Origin of the sequence: Streptomyces sp. 1222.5, from assembly GCF_900105245.1 — a bacterium.
In the GTDB taxonomy this organism is placed as follows: domain Bacteria; phylum Actinomycetota; class Actinomycetes; order Streptomycetales; family Streptomycetaceae; genus Streptomyces; species Streptomyces albidocamelliae.
Window position 1 is genome coordinate 7890773 of sequence record NZ_FNSZ01000001.1, and the last position, 14222, is coordinate 7904994.

Below are 14222 nucleotides of genomic sequence, written 5' to 3' on the forward strand. Positions count from 1 at the left end.
CCGGCGCCGACGGTCCGTCCGGAGCCGGAGCCGGGGCCGGAGCCGGGGCCGGAGTCGGGGACGCGGCCGGGGCCGCACGGCTGGCGCGGTGGCGACCCCTGGATCGCCATGGGCCTCGCGCCCGCGGCTGTCGGCCGGGCCGGGATTCCGCTCGCTCCGCCTCCGCCCTTCGGTACTTGGCCGGTTCTCGCTCGCGCCACCGCCACCGCCACCGTCCCCGCGTCGGCGCCGCCACCCCGTCGGTCCGGTGGCCCGGCGGTGATCGGCGCCGACCTCCCCGGCGGTGGCCGGGCGGGCGTACGAGCCGGCGCCGGGCAGTGGGTTGCTCAGCCCACCGCCTCGGCCGACGGCTCCTCGGCCGACGGCTCCTCGGCCGTCGGTGCCGGAGCCGGGGTGGCCGAACGGTGGCGGGGGAGGAACGCGGCGAGGACGAACGCGAGGGCCGCCGCGCCCGCGCCGATGGCCATGACGGCCTGGAAGCCGTTCTCCGACGGCAGCGCGTGACCGCCGAGGCTGATCGTCGCTCACCGACGCGATCGTCGGCCTGTGGCTGGCACCGGTGAGCGCCACGCGCTGACCGCCCGCCCGGAGCGGGGCGGTCAGCGGCGCGCCGTGGCGATGCTCACCGCGTTGGCCGCCACCACCGCCCCGATGCCCGCCCACTCCGGGCCGCCCAGCTCCTGGCCGAGCACCACCAGGCCGACCAGGGCGGCCAGGACCGGATTGACGCTCATGAACAGGCCGAACGTCTGCGCCGGCACATGGCGGAGCGTCAGCAGGTCGGCCAGGTACGGTACGGCGGAGGAGAGGAGACCGGCCGCCACGGCGCACAGCACGGCCGCCGTCGTCGGCGGATGGCGCAGCGCCACCAGGACGCCGAGAGGCAGGAAGGCCAGGGCCGACACGGTGGAGGCCGCCGCCGCGCCCTGCGCGCCCGGGATGCGCCGGCCCACCACACGGTTGAGCAGGATGTACGACGCCCAGCAGCACGCGGCGACCAGACCGAGGGCCATCCCGGTGTAGTCCGCGGACGGACGCGGCCGCATCAGGACGACGACCCCCGCCCCGGCCAGCAGTGCGCAGACGGCGTCGAGCCGGCGCCGGGACGCGGCCAGCGCGATCGTCAGCGGCCCGAGGAACTCCAGCGTCACGGCCAGGCCCAGGCCGATCCGGTCGACGGCGGTGTACAGGCTCAGGTTCATCGTGCCGAACACCACGGCCAGCAGGAGCACCGGCCACCACTGCCGCCGGGTGAAGCCGCGCAGCCGCGGCCGGGCCACCGCGAGCAGGACGACGGCGGCGACGTACTGCCGTACCGCCACCACGCCCAGCGGGCCGAGGACCGGGAAGGCCAGGGCGCCGACGGCGGCGCCGGTCTGGTTGGAGAGCCCACTGCCGATCATGGTGGCCACCCCGGTGAGCCGCCCGGGCGTGGGCGGGGGCGTCGTCGCTGCCACGGGCGCGGTCCCCGCCGGGCGTTCGAGAGCTCTTCGCATGCCCGGATCGTGCGCCCGCCCGTTCCTTGCGCAAAATGCATGCGTCGGCCGATCTATACGCTGCACGTATGCACGACATCGACCTGCGACAGCTGCGCTGTCTCGTGGCCATTGTCGACGAGGGGACGTTCACCGACGCGGCGATCGCCCTGGGCGTCTCCCAGGCCGCCGTCTCCCGCACGCTCGCCTCGCTCGAACGCGCCCTCGGAGTGCGCCTGCTCCGGCGCACCTCCCGCGAGGTGACCCCCACCGCGACCGGCCTGCGGGTGGTGGCGCAGGCCCGGCGGGTGCTCGGGGACGTGTCCGCACTGGTCCGGGAGGCCACCTCGGGGCACACGCGGTTGCGCGTCGGGTACGCCTGGTCGGCGGTGGGCCGGCACACGGTCGCCTTCCAGCGGCGCTGGAGCGCGGCCCAGCCGGAGACCGACCTGCACCTGGTGCGCGTCAACTCGCCCTCGGCGGGCCTCGCCGAGGGCGCCTGCGATCTGGCGGTGGTCCGGCGGCCGCAGGACGACCGGCGTTTCGACACCGCGATCGTCGGCCTGGAACGGCGGCTGTGCGCCCTGGCCGCCGACGATCCGCTGGCCCGGCGCCGCTCGGTGCGGCTCGCCGAACTGTCGGACCGCCTCCTGCTGGTGGACCGCCGTACCGGCACGGCCACGCCCGAGCTGTGGCCGCCGGACGCGCGGCCGGCCACCGAGGAGACGCACGACGTCGACGACTGGCTCACCGTCATCGCCGCCGGCCGGGGCGTCGGGGTGACGGCCGAGTCCACCGCGAACCAGTATCCGCGCCCCGGGATCGTCTACCGGCCCGTGCGCGACGCCGAACCGGTCGCCGTGCGGCTCGCCTGGTGGCGCGACGATCCGCACCCGGCACTCCAGTCCGTCCTGGAACTGCTCACCGAGCTGTACCGGGCGGCCTGAGGAAGTGGCACGGGGGTGCGGCGCCGTGCCGCTCTCACCCCTGCTCCTCCAGGTCCGCGTCCAGGCCCGTGCAGGCCACCTTCCCGTCCGCCTCGGCGCACGCCTCCACTCCCCGGGGCGAGGGCACGAAGAGCATCGGGCTGCTGTCGTCGGCGGTGTCGTGGGCGGAATAGCTCGCCGAGAGCACGTCCTGCCCCGCCCGGACCGACACCTCCCGGGCCCGCGGCGAGCGGATCCGCACCTCGGACCAGGCCGTGCCGCAGGCGGGGGACCAGCGCAGCCGGACGGTGTAGCCGCGGGCGTCGACCGAGCTGCGGGTCTGCGCGTCCCGGGCGCACGCAGAGACGTCGGGCAACTCCCCCTGGCAGGCGCGCCCGTGGCAGCGGGGCACCGCGGGGAGGGTCTGTGCGGCGGGCGCGGTTCCCGGCCCGCCCGACAGGCCGAGCGTGGCGCCCAGGGCTGCCGCCGCTCCGCACAGGACGACCGCGGACAGCGGCAGCCAGGAGCGCCGGCGGTTCGGGCCGGGCGGGGGCGGCGGGCTCGCGGAGGGCCGCGCGTCGGCGGCGTCCCACAGGGGCAGGACGGCCTCGGGGGCGCCGCCCGCCAGCCGGCACAGCGCCTCCACGGCGGCCCGGGGCGGCCGCTGGGCGCCGGACAGATAGCGGTGCCAGGCGGACTTGCTGTACGGGGTGCGCGCGGCCAGCGCCGCGAGACTCAGCCCCGTGCGGTCCCGCAGTTCGCGCAGGCCGGCCGTCAGGCGTTCGTCCGGAGTGGTGGATCGTTGGGGGTGCCCCATCGTGCGTTCCTCGACTCCCATCCGCTATGGGCGGTTTCGCCCCTGATGTTCGGAATGACTTCCCCGTCATGAGGTGGCTGCAACGCGCGAGAGGTAGGAGGAAGGTGAGGCCCGGGCAGGCCGAAGGCCCGTTCGGGGGTCGTCGAACGGGCCTTCGGTGTTCAGGGGACGGGGTGGTGAGGGGGCGTCAGCACCAGGGGAGGGTGCGGTACGGACGCACGTAGCGGGCCGACACGTAGCCCCGGTGGTGCGGCAGGCGGTACCAGACGCGGTTGCCGCGCACCCACGAGCCGTGGGTCCGGCAGGCGAGCCGAACGGTCCGGTACGCGTGCCGGTGGCCGATCACCCGGTAGCCGGTGCCGGGGCCGGAGCGGACGTTGAGCCGGGTGCCGTGGGTGACGACACGGCCCGTGGCGGGAGAGGCGACGCGGTGGCCGGTGGAGCGGAGCGGGACTCCGGGGACGGTGAAGCGGTGGATGTGGTGGTGCCGGGCCGGGTGGGTGCGGTGGTGCCGCGCGGTGGCGCCGGGCGCCTGTGGTGCGGCCGCGCCCGCCGTGACGGCCCCGGCCGCCGTCGGCAGGAACGCGAGCAGGGACACCGCGGCCACCAGGCCGCCCTTGAGAGTCCGTCGGATCATGGAAACCTCCGGCTGTCGTTCTCGTGACCACGAGCAGTGATCACGAGGGCCAGCCTTGCCGCGGCGGGCCCGGGAAATGCCGTGCCCGCGTCCCGTGGGACGTCCGGGACGTCCCCCGGGACGCGGCTGGGCGCCCCACCAGGCCGGTGCGGGGGAGGCGTCTCGGCGTTCCGCCCGCCCCGGTGGAGGCCGGTGCGACCCGGCCGTACGAGGCGGGGGGAACGGCTCGCCCGTGCTTACCGTCCAGTAATATCCGGCGGCAGATCACCAGAGGAGGAACCGTGCCCCGGTCCGAACGATCACCCCTGCTGCTAGCCGGGCTCCTGGCCACCGCCGGAGTCGCCCACTTCGCCGTTCCCCGGCAGTTCGACGCCACGATTCCCCGGATGCTCCCGGGCTCGCCCCGCACCTGGACGTACGGCAGCGGGGTCGTGGAACTGGCCCTGGCGGCCGGGATCGCCGCACCCCGCACACGCGCCGTCGCCGCGAAGGCGGCGGCGGCGTTCTTCGTCGGCGTCTTCCCCGCCAACGTGCAGATGGCCGTGGACTGGCGCCACCGGCCGGCGCCCCTGAGGACCGCGGCCCTGGCCCGCCTGCCGCTCCAGGTCCCCCTGGTGCTGTGGGCCCGTGGGGTCGCCCGCAAGGGGGAGGGGCGGTCATGACCGAGCGCATCGAGATCGGGGACAAGGCCGACGACTTCGCCCTGCCCGACGAGACGGGCACGGTCCGCCGGCTCGGCGAGCTGCTGGCCGACGGGCCGGTGGTCCTCTTCTTCTACCCCGCCGCCCTCACCCCCGGCTGCACCGCCGAGGCCTGCCACTTCCGCGACCTCGCCGCCGAATTCGCCGAGGCGGGCGCCCGGCCCGTGGGCATCAGCGGGGACACCGTCGAGAAGCAGCAGGAGTTCGCCGGACGGCACACCCTCGGCATGCCGCTGCTCTCCGACGCCGACGGCGCGGTCCGGGAGCGGTTCGGCGTCAAGCGGGGCTTCTCCCTGGCCCCGACCAAACGCGTCACCTTCGTCATCGCCGAGGACCGCACGGTGCTGGAGATCGTCCGCAGCGAGCTGCGCATGAACACCCACGCCGACCGGGCACTCGCCGCCCTGCGGGCCCGCCGGGGCTGAGCCGGCCGGTCCCGCGCTTGATGCACCGGACCGATCGGATCATCCTGGGCGTATGGAGCATGTCGCCGCCGTGGCGTTCATCGACGCCCGAGGCCGGGTGACCGGATGGAGCGAGGGCGCGCGGCTGTTCACGGGCCACCCGGCCGGGGACGTCGTGGGCCGGCCGGCGGCCGGCCTGCTCGCGGAGGACGTCACCGCCGACGTGCTCGCCACCCGCTGCGGCACCGTCGCCCTGCGGCACCGCGACGGCCACCGTGTCGAGGTGGCCCTCACCGCCTGCCCGGTCCTCGGGCAGGACGGTGAGGCCACCGGGTACGCGGTCACCGCCGACCAGGAAGCCGCGCCCGCCCCGACCCTGGCCGCCCAGGCCTTCGAGCAGGCGTCCATGTCCATGTCGGTCTTCGACCTCCGGCAGTGCTACCTGCGGCTCAACGAAACCGCCTGCAAGGTCATGGGTGTCTCCGAGGCCGGGCTGACCGGCCGCTTCTTCTCGGACACCGTCGAGGACGGCGAAGCCAACCGGGGCCTCCTGCGCCACCTCGAAGAGGTGGCCGAGACCGGCAGGCCGATCCGCTACGAGAGCTTCGCCCGCGCCCCCGCGCTCAACCGGGAACATCTCTGGAGCATCGAGATGTGGCCCCTGCGCGGCGACTCCGGCGAGATGACCGGCGTCGCCATGGCCGCCTTCGACAACACCGAGCAGTACTGGGCGCGCCGCCGCCTCGCCCTGCTGAACGAGGCGGCGACCGGCCTCGGCACCACCCTCGACGTGGTCCGCACGGCCGAGGAACTGATCGAGATCCTGGTCCCGCGGTACGCCGACTTCGCGAGCGTCGACCTGCTCGACTGGGTGCTCGGCGCCGAGGAGCCGCCGATCACGGCCGAATACGGAGCCCTGCTCCAGCGCGTGGCCCACGGCTCCACCCGTCCGGGCAGCCCCGGAGCGGCCATGCGCATCGGCGAGACCGACGCCTACCCGCCGCTCTCCCCGCCCGCCCGGGCGCTGCGCGAGGGCCGGGCGGTACTGGCCCAGGCCGGCGAGCCCGCCTTCGTGGAGTGGATGGCCGAGCGCAACAGACGCTCGCCCGCGGGCCGCGATCTCCGCCTGGGCGTCCACTCCATGATCGCGGTGCCGCTCCGGGCCCGCGACACCACCCTCGGTGTCGCGGTCTGCGTCCGCGTGGTCCACCCCGACGGCTACGGCCCGGACGACGCCGTGTTCGCCGAGGAACTCGCCAGCCGCGCCGCCGTCTGCATCGACAACGCCCGCCGCTTCGCCCGCGAACGAGCCACCGCCCTGGCCCTCCAGCACAGCCTGCTCCCGCGGGGCCTGCCCGGACAGGCCGCGGTCGAGGTGGCCCACCGCTATCTGCCGTGCGGATCACTGGCCGGCATCGGCGGTGACTGGTTCGACGTCATCCCGCTCTCCGGCGGCCGGGTCGGCCTGGTCGTCGGCGACGTCGTCGGCCACGGCATCCAGTCCTCGGCCACCATGGGCCGGCTGCGGACGGCCGTGCGCACCCTCGCCGACGTCGACCTGCCGCCGGACGAACTCCTCACCCACCTCGACGACCTGGTCACCCACCTGGCATCCGAGGGCAGCGCCGAGGAGGTGGCCGAACTGGGCGCCACCTGCCTGTACGCCGTGTACGACCCCGTCTCGCGCCGCCTCGCCCTGGCCGCCGCCGGTCACCCGGCCCCGGCCGTCGTGCTGCCCGGCGGTGCGGCCGAGTTCGTCCCGATGGCCGCCGGGCCGCCGCTGGGCGTCGGCGGTCTGCCCTTCGAGGCGACCGAACTCGAATTGCCCGAGGGCTCCGTCGTCGCCCTCTTCACCGACGGGCTGATCGAGGACCGCGACCGCGACGGCGACCGGGCCACCGAGGAACTCCGCCGCGCGCTCGCCGCACCGAGCGACTCCCTGGAGTCCCTCAGCGACAACGTGCTCAAGGCCGTCATGCCCGAACAGCCCATCGACGACGTCGCCCTGCTCCTGGTCCGCACCCGTGCCCTCGGCGCGGACCGGATCGCCACCTGGGACGTCCCGCCGGACCCGGCCGAAGTCGCCACCCTCCGGCAGGCCACCGGCCGGCAACTGGCCGCCTGGGGCCTGGAGGAAGCGGCCTTCGTCACCGAACTCGTCGTCAGCGAACTGGTCACCAACGCCATCCGCTACGGCACCCCGCCCATCAAGCTCCGCCTGATCCGCGACCGCGCGCTCATCTGCGAGGTCTCCGACGGCAGTTCCACCTCCCCGCACCTGCGCCGGGCACACGTCTACGACGAGGGCGGCCGGGGACTGCTGCTGGTCGCCCAGCTCACCCAGCGCTGGGGCAGCAGGCAGACGGGCAGCGGCAAGACCATCTGGGCGGAACAGCCGCTGCCCGGCACCTGATCACTGGAACGAGCAGCCCGGGTTCGGCGCGTCCTCCGAGAAGGGGGCGCCGTGCGGCAGCACGTAGAGCACGTCGAGGACGACCGGGATGTCCCCCAGATTGCGGCCTATGTGGACGTTGCCCGGCCCGGCCGGCTCCTTTATCGAGGCGCCCGCGCGGTACACGCCGTCCGAGGCGCAGCCGGAGTCGAAGTGGCTCAGAGTGCCCTGCTTCACCACGCCGTACAGCGGGCCGTCGTGGTAGTGCCAGCCGGTGCTCTGACCGGGCGGGACGGTGATCTCCCGCAGGGTGTAGTCGGTGCCGCCGACGGTGTACTGGGCGAGAAGCCTCGCCGTCACCCCGGGCCCCGGAGGGGTCGCCCCGGCGGTGCCGCAGGTGAGGGTGGTGACGGCGGTGAGCATGCCGACGACGGCCGTGCGGAGTGCGATGCGCATGCGGGAGCCTCCGGAGACGCGAGCGGGTGTCGCCGCGAACATAGAGGCCGCGTAGGCGTGTTGTGGCCGGAACCCGATGATCCGGATTCAGCCGTCGGCCGGCCGCGCCCGTGGCGCGAACCTCACTCCTCGCCGGCGGCCGCCGCGACCTGGGCGAGCGTGCGTCCCGTGCGCACCGAGCGGGCCCGCCGTGGATCCGGGGTGCCGTGCCCGGCCGGCCGCGCCGGTCCCTTGCGCACCAGCAGCCAGGCCTCCTCCTCGTCCGGGCCGCCGCGGAAGCGGGTGAGGGCGTACTCGCCGCGCAGCTTCGTGCCGTGCAGCCGGAAGGTGGCGTGCCCGTGTGCCAGGGACTCGGCGAAGTCCACCGCCCGCCCGCGCCGGTCATGGCTGAGGGGCTCGTAGGTACCGTTGTCCCACACGATCACCGTGCCGCCGCCGTACTCGCCCTCGGGGATCACACCCTCGAAGTCCTCGTAGTCCAGCGGATGGTCCTCGGTGGGTACGGCCAGCCGCTTGTCCGCGGGGTCGCCGGACGGGCCCTTGGGGACCGACCAGGACTTCAGGACGTCGTCGACCTGGAGCCGGAAGTCGAAGTGCATCCGCCGCGCGTCGTGGATCTGGACCACGAATCGGGGCTCGTCCGCGCCGGCCCGGGCGGTTCGGCCCGAGGGTTCGCGGGTCCGCTCGAAGTCGCGCTTGCCGCGATACGCCCGCAGCCGGTCCTCCGCCGCCACGTGCGGCTCCTTCCGTGCGTGGGTCCGCCTCACGCGCCCCGGGTACCCCGGGCGGGGCGCGTTCAGCCCGCGATGCCGTCCAGCTCGGCCACCGCGTCGTCCGGCAGCACCAGGGCCGCCGCGGCGATGTTCTCCCGCAGGTGCGCGACGGAGGAGGTGCCGGGGATGAGCGCGATGTTCGGCGACCGGCGCAGCAGCCACGCCAGCGCGACCTGCTGCGGCGAGGCCTCCAGACGGGCGGCCACCTGCGCCAGCGTCTCGGACTGCAGGGGCGTGAAGCCGCCGAGCGGGAAGTACGGCACGAAGACGATGTTCTCGGCCGCGGTGCGCCGCAGCAAGGCCTCGTCCCGCCGGTTCGCCAGGTTGTACAGGTTCTGCACGGTCACCACCGGCGCGATCGCCCGGGCCTCGGCCAGCTGCGCCACGGAGGCCGCGCTCAGCCCCAGGTGCCGGATCAGCCCCCGCTCGCGCAGCTCGGCCAGAGCGCCGAACTGCTCGGCGACGGAGTCCTCGTTCGGGATGTCGACGTCGCCCAGCCGCAGATTGACCACGTCCAGCGTCTCCACGCCGAGGTGCCGCAGGTTGTCGTACACCTGCGCCTTCAGGTCCTCGGGGTGCCGGGACATGATCCAGCCGCCGTCGACGCCGCGCCGGGCACCGACCTTGGTGACCAGGTGCAGCCCGTCCGGGTAGGGGTGCAGGGCCTCCCTGATGATCTCGTTGACCACCACGGGGCCGTAGAAGTCCGCCGTGTCGATGTGGGTGATGCCCGCCTCCACCGCCGCGCGCAGCACCGCGACCGCCCGGCCCCGGTCCTTCGGCGGGCCGAAGACGTGCGGACCGGTCAGCTGCATGGCGCCGTAGCCCATCCGGGTCAGGGTCGGTCCCCCGGCCGGGGTGACGGTGCCGCCGAGCTGTGCAGTCATGTCGTACCTCTCATGTTCTCCGGGCCACCGGCCCTCCCGGTCGCCCCACCTCCACCCTGCGCCCGCCGTCAACGGGGCAGCAGTACCCCCGCGATCCTGGGAGTGACAGGGCCAGCCATCGGCGGCCGGGCGCCCGTACGGTGGTGCCATGGACGGTTCGAACGCGCTCGGTGAGTTCCTGCGCGCCCGCCGGGCACTGGTGCGGCCCGAGGACGTGGGGCTCCCCGGCGGCGGCCTGCGCCGGGTGCCGGGGCTGCGCCGCGAGGAGGTGGCGATGCTGTCCGGCATCAGTTCCGACTACTACCTCAGGCTGGAGCAGGGCCGCGACCGCAACCCGTCCGTGCAGGTGCTGGAGGCCGTCGCCCGGGTGCTGCGGCTGGACGCCGACGCCACCGCCCACCTCGTCGGGCTCGCCCGGGAACGGCCCGCGTCGGGCGCACGGCCCGGGCGCCGGACGCCGCAGGTCCCGGCCAGCCTCCTGCAGCTGATCGACGGCTGGCCGCGCACCCCCGCCTACCTCCAGAACCGCTACACCGACTGCCTGGCCGCGAACGCCCTGGCCACCGCGATCACCCCCAACTACCGGCCCGGCGTCAACCTGTTGCGGGCCGTCTTCCTCGACCCCGCCGAGCGCGCGCTGCGCCGGGACTGGGAAGACCTCACCGCGGAGGGCGTGGCCGCCCTGCGCTCGGGGGCCGGGGCGGACGCGGACGACCCGCGCCTGCGCGACCTGGTCGGCGAGCTGTCGCTGCGCAGCGAACGTTTCCGCGTCCTGTGGGCCCGCCACGAGGTGCGGCCCCGGCGCGGCCGGGTGAGCCGGCTGACCCACCCGCAGGTCGGCGACCTCGACCTGCACTCGGACAAGCTGTCCGTGGAGGGCGCCGACGGGCTCACCCTCGTCGTCTTCCACGCCGAGCCCGGCAGCCGCAGCGCCGAACTGCTCGACATCCTCGGCAGCCTGAGCGCGCCCGCGGCCGGCAGTGCCCAGGAACGCGTCGACGGACAGTAGCCCGCCGCCGCGGCACGGCCGCGTTCCGGACACGGGCCGTACGGGTGTTCGCCGTCCGGGGGCCGAAGGTGCCACGATCTTCGGGGAGCCGGTACGGACGAGCATCGGAGCGCGCATGACGACGCACAGGGCCACCGAGGACCACACGGAACGGGTCGCGGGGGTGGAGGTGAGTCCGGTCGCCGGGCACATCGGGGCCGAGATCACCGGGGTCGACCTGGCCGGACCCCTCGACGACGCCGTGGTGGACCTGATCCGGCGGGCCGTGCTGCGCTGGAAGGTGGTCTTCTTCCGCGGGCAGGAGCTGGACCACGCCGGGCACGTCGCCTTCGCCCGCCGGTTCGGGGAACCGGTCGTTCTCGGCCGGCGGGGGAGCGCCTCACCCGCGGGCTTCCCCGAGGTCGAGACCACCGCGGACCGGCTGGAGCTGGGCGGCCGGTTCGGCATGGAGCACGAGGAGTGGCTCCAGCGGCGGCGGCACACCCTGCTGCGCGGCTGGCACTGCGACCACGGCGCCCGGATCGACCCGCCGGCCGCGACCGTCCTGCGCGCCGAGACGGTCCCGCCGTACGGCGGCGACACCACCTGGGCGAACCTGGCCGCCGCCTACGCCGGTCTGTCGGCGCCGGTCCGCGCCTTCGTGGACGGGCTGCGCGCCGAGCACCGTCTCGGCGTCGGCTACCAGGCACGGCCCGGCGACGACGCGTACCTCCGGCACCTCCTGGACCACCAGGTCGCCTCCGTGCATCCGCTGGTGCGGGTGCACCCGGAGACGGGTGAGCGGGTGCTGTTCGTCAACGGCTACTACCTGGAGCAGATCGTGGACGTCTCCCGTCCCGAGAGCGCCGCGCTGCTGGAGATGCTGCTGGAACAGGCGGTGCGGCCCGAGTACACGGTCCGCTTCCGCTGGGAGCCCGGCAGCGTCGCCTTCTGGGACAACCGGGCCACCATCCACCTGGCCCCGAGCGACAACGCCCACCTCGGCCTCCCCCGGGTCATGCACCGGGTGATGCTCGCCGGGGACGTGCCGGTGGGGGTGGACGGCAAGCCGTCCGAACCGGTCACGGGGACCGCGCCCGGCCGCTGGTGAACCCCGGCCCAGGGACGGCGGCCGGCGCGGCTCAGCCCGCCGGCCGCCACCCCAGGGCCGGGCCCAGCTCCGTCGCCATGTCCGTGAGGATCTGCACGTAGTCCTCGTGCTCGAAGGCGAACGGCAGCGCGAACGCCACCTCGTCGACCTCGCGGAAGGCGGCGTGCGCGTGCAGCCGCTCCGCGAGTTCCGCCGAGGTGCCCACCAGGTCCGGGGCGAACAGCAGCCGCGCCGGGCCCTGCGGGGCGGTCGTGCGCGGCAGACGCCTGTCCGCGTACGCGGCGTACTTGGCCCGCTGCTCCGGCGTCGCCGAGTCGGTGGGGATCACCACCAGGCCCTGGGACACCCGGGCCGCCTCGCCGTCGGGGTGGCGGGCCCGGAACTCCCGGATGTGGGACAGCTGGATCGCGGCGAAGTCAGCCGGTGTGTCCGTGCCCTCGGCCTTGACGACGCTGCTGGTCAGGAGGTTCATCCGGTGATCGCCCGCCCAGCGTGCCGAGCCCAGGCTGCCGCCGCCGTACCAGAGCCGCCGGCCGAGGCCGGGGGAGTGCGGCTGCACGACGTCGGAGAACGTCTCGAAGCCCACCGCACCGCTGAAGCCGGTGGCCGGCTCGCCGCGCACCAGGTCCAGCAGCCGCCGCACCCGCTCGTAGCCGAAGTCCTCCGTGTCGGAGGTGTCCGGGTACAGGGCCTCCCTGACCTGCTCGTAGTGTGTCGGCGGGCCCACGCTGACGCCCGGGTTCAGCCGGCCGCCGGACAGGATGTCGACGGTGGCCAGGTCCTCGGCCAGGCGCAGCGGGTTCTCCCAGCCGAGCGGTGTCACCGCCGTGCCCAGTTCGATGCGGCGGGTGCGCTGCGAGGCCGCGGCGAGGACGGCGACCGGGGACGAGATGCCGTACTGCAGATGCCGGTGGCGGACCCAGGCGCTGTCGAATCCGAGCCGCTCGCCCAGCTCGATGATCTCCAGCGTGGACTCGTGGCCGCGGGCCGGGTCCGCCGGGTCGAACAGGCCGATCGTGAGAAAGCCCAGCCTGCGCAGCGGGCGAGAGGCGGTCGGCACGGGCTCCTCCAGCGGTCGTACGTCGGTTCTGCCGCGATTGTGGCAGGCGAGTGTGACAGCCGTGTGATCGTTCCCTTGCGCTCAGTTCAGCGGGATCGTCACCTCGTCCTCGACCGGCGGATCGAGCTCCTGGGCACGGTTGCCGGTCGCGGCGAAGCAGCGCAGCCGGATCGCGTCGGCGCTGACGTCCAGGCGCAGGAAGCACTTGAAGAACGGCGGGCTGTAGGTGGTGGAGGACGGCGAGAACAGCTGGGTGTAGGTCTTCCGGACCGGCAGCCGGAACCGTGACTTGCTCTCGGGGCGGCTTCCGGTGCCGAGCAGGCCCGCGACCAGCCGGGTGCGCCGGGTGATCCGGGCGCCGGCTCCGGGCGCGCGGCCCGGCTCGATGCCGAGGCGCTCGGAGACGACCGCCGTGGCCTCGTCCTCGGTGAGCGTGAAGAAGCGGCGCAGCCGCAGCCGCCGGCCGTACAGCCGGCTGTAGAACGACAGGGAGTCGCCGCGCAGCGGGTAGCAGCGGAAGTCGCGTTCGGTGACTCCTGCCACCGACACCCGCGGGATGGTGTGCGTGGCGTGCATGAACGCGCCGCCGCCGCCCGCCACCACGTACTGGACGGTGCGGCCGGCCACGTCGACCGGGTACCGCTGGTAGTTGTGGATGTCGCCGCCGATCGCGGCCACGTAGTTGTGCTCGGGGTCTCGGACGATGTCGTCGACGAAACCGCCGCCCTCGACGGCGCAGGGGTGGTGCTCGCCGTCGACGTACAGCGGCGACCCGGTGATCAGGACCTTCGGCTTCGGCCCCCGGGACACCTCCCGCAGCCAGGCGCCCTGTTCGGCGTCGATCGTGCCCAGCAGACCGGTGTCGATGCCGACGATCCGGACCGGACCGGCGTCGATCGCCCAGTACGGGCCGGGCTGCTCGGCCTGCTGGGCGGGCGCCGGCCGCAACCCCCGTGCGGCGGCGAGGCGTTGCTCGTCCGTGGGGCCGGGCCGGTGCCAGAGGAGGTCGCGCCACCAGGCGCGGGTGAGCGCGCGGGGGCGGGGCGCGGCGCCGAGCGGCGGGGTGTCGGCGCAGAAGACACGCATGAAGGCGCCGAGGTCCTCGTACCAGTCGTGGTTGCCCGGAATCGCGTACATCGGCGCCGGATAGCCCTGGTACGGCCGGAAGAACTTGTCGCCGTAGTCGCCCGCGGCGCCCACCGGGTAGATGACGTCGCTGGCGATCACCGCGAACTCGGTGTCCTGACCGGTCCTCAGGAAACCGGGCACGACGGCGTACTGGGAGTCGTCGCCCTCGCCGGTGTCGCCGATGACCATGAAGGAGAACCGGTCCGGGACCTCGCGCCGGATCACCTTGTCGGCGGGAGCGCCCGCCGCCTGCCGCCGTGCCACCCAGCGGCCGCGGGTGCGCCCGGTCGGATCGCCGAACCAGGAGGCCAGCACGCCGTTGCGGGCGGCCCACAGGGTCCTCGGGTTCAGCCACGACAGCTTCTCGACGTGGTCCGGCATCAGCTGCTGGTAGGCGCCGCGCTCGGCCGCGCCCCAGCCGGCGCCCTGGGCGGTATCGCGTGAGGAGTCAGACACGCGCTGCACCG

15 protein-coding genes are annotated in these 14222 nt (G+C 74.6%); 6 read left to right on the forward strand and 9 right to left on the reverse strand.

Annotation, left to right across the window (positions count from 1 at the left end; translation table 11 throughout):
• Positions 1-326: 326 nt before the first annotated feature.
• A complete protein-coding gene (locus BLW57_RS35720) occupies positions 327-467 on the reverse strand; it encodes a hypothetical protein (protein ID WP_306822917.1) in 141 nt (46 codons plus the stop codon).
• 132 nt (positions 468-599) lie between these two features.
• Positions 600-1412: an EamA family transporter gene (locus BLW57_RS35725; protein WP_093479835.1), complete on the reverse strand. Its 813-nt coding sequence runs from the start codon at positions 1410-1412 to the stop codon at positions 600-602.
• 152 nt (positions 1413-1564) lie between these two features.
• On the opposite strand from BLW57_RS35725, the gene BLW57_RS35730 reads away from it, so the two are divergent.
• Positions 1565-2422, forward strand: a complete 858-nt coding sequence (locus BLW57_RS35730; RefSeq protein WP_093479836.1) for a LysR family transcriptional regulator — start codon at positions 1565-1567, stop codon at positions 2420-2422.
• A 34-nt stretch (positions 2423-2456) separates the two neighbouring features.
• On the opposite strand, the gene BLW57_RS35735 is transcribed toward BLW57_RS35730, so the two are convergent.
• Together BLW57_RS35735 and BLW57_RS35740 are read right to left on the reverse strand one after the other, a co-directional pair.
• Positions 2457-3218: a helix-turn-helix domain-containing protein gene (locus tag BLW57_RS35735; protein ID WP_093479837.1), complete on the reverse strand. Its 762-nt coding sequence runs from the start codon at positions 3216-3218 to the stop codon at positions 2457-2459.
• 187 nt (positions 3219-3405) lie between these two features.
• Positions 3406-3855: an SH3 domain-containing protein gene (locus tag BLW57_RS35740; protein WP_093479838.1), complete on the reverse strand. Its 450-nt coding sequence runs from the start codon at positions 3853-3855 to the stop codon at positions 3406-3408.
• A 281-nt stretch (positions 3856-4136) separates the two neighbouring features.
• Here BLW57_RS35740 and BLW57_RS35745 point away from each other — a divergent pair, with 281 nt between their 5' ends.
• From BLW57_RS35745 to BLW57_RS35755, 3 genes are read left to right on the forward strand one after another with little or no spacing between them, the layout of a single operon-like run.
• The gene (locus tag BLW57_RS35745) at positions 4137-4517 is read left to right on the forward strand and encodes a DoxX family protein (RefSeq protein WP_093479839.1); all 381 of its coding nucleotides are present in this window, start codon (positions 4137-4139) and stop codon (positions 4515-4517) included.
• Positions 4514-4981, forward strand: coding sequence for a peroxiredoxin (locus tag BLW57_RS35750; protein ID WP_093479840.1), 468 nt, complete (start codon positions 4514-4516; stop codon positions 4979-4981). The genes BLW57_RS35745 and BLW57_RS35750 overlap by 4 nt, the downstream gene beginning before the upstream one ends.
• Before the next feature lie 52 nt (positions 4982-5033).
• Positions 5034-7373 carry an ATP-binding SpoIIE family protein phosphatase gene (locus BLW57_RS35755; protein ID WP_093479841.1) on the forward strand — a complete coding sequence of 780 codons (2340 nt, stop codon included), beginning with the start codon at positions 5034-5036 and terminating at the stop codon, positions 7371-7373.
• Here BLW57_RS35755 and BLW57_RS35760 read toward each other — a convergent pair whose 3' ends face one another.
• The 3 genes from BLW57_RS35760 to BLW57_RS35770 form a co-directional block, all read right to left on the reverse strand.
• Complete coding sequence (locus tag BLW57_RS35760) at positions 7374-7808, reverse strand: cupin domain-containing protein (RefSeq protein ID WP_093479842.1); 435 nt, start codon at positions 7806-7808, stop codon at positions 7374-7376.
• A 122-nt stretch (positions 7809-7930) separates the two neighbouring features.
• On the reverse strand, positions 7931-8542 hold the full coding sequence (locus tag BLW57_RS35765; RefSeq protein WP_093479843.1) for a DNA polymerase ligase N-terminal domain-containing protein: 612 nt from the start codon (positions 8540-8542) through the stop codon (positions 7931-7933).
• Between the two features lie 62 nt (positions 8543-8604).
• Positions 8605-9468: an oxidoreductase gene (locus BLW57_RS35770; protein ID WP_093479844.1), complete on the reverse strand. Its 864-nt coding sequence runs from the start codon at positions 9466-9468 to the stop codon at positions 8605-8607.
• Between the two features lie 148 nt (positions 9469-9616).
• Between BLW57_RS35770 and BLW57_RS35775 the strand changes: the two genes are divergently transcribed.
• Positions 9617-10477, forward strand: coding sequence for a helix-turn-helix domain-containing protein (locus tag BLW57_RS35775; RefSeq protein ID WP_093479845.1), 861 nt, complete (start codon positions 9617-9619; stop codon positions 10475-10477).
• Between the two features lie 115 nt (positions 10478-10592).
• The gene (locus tag BLW57_RS35780; RefSeq protein WP_093479846.1) at positions 10593-11567 is read left to right on the forward strand and encodes a TauD/TfdA dioxygenase family protein; all 975 of its coding nucleotides are present in this window, start codon (positions 10593-10595) and stop codon (positions 11565-11567) included.
• A gap of 31 nt (positions 11568-11598) precedes the next feature.
• Here BLW57_RS35780 and BLW57_RS35785 read toward each other — a convergent pair whose 3' ends face one another.
• Positions 11599-12627, reverse strand: coding sequence for an LLM class flavin-dependent oxidoreductase (locus BLW57_RS35785; RefSeq protein ID WP_093479847.1), 1029 nt, complete (start codon positions 12625-12627; stop codon positions 11599-11601).
• Between the two features lie 81 nt (positions 12628-12708).
• Entirely contained in the window at positions 12709-14211 is a 1503-nt protein-coding gene (locus BLW57_RS35790; protein ID WP_093479848.1) for a metallophosphoesterase family protein, read from the reverse strand.
• Positions 14212-14222 lie beyond the last annotated feature (11 nt).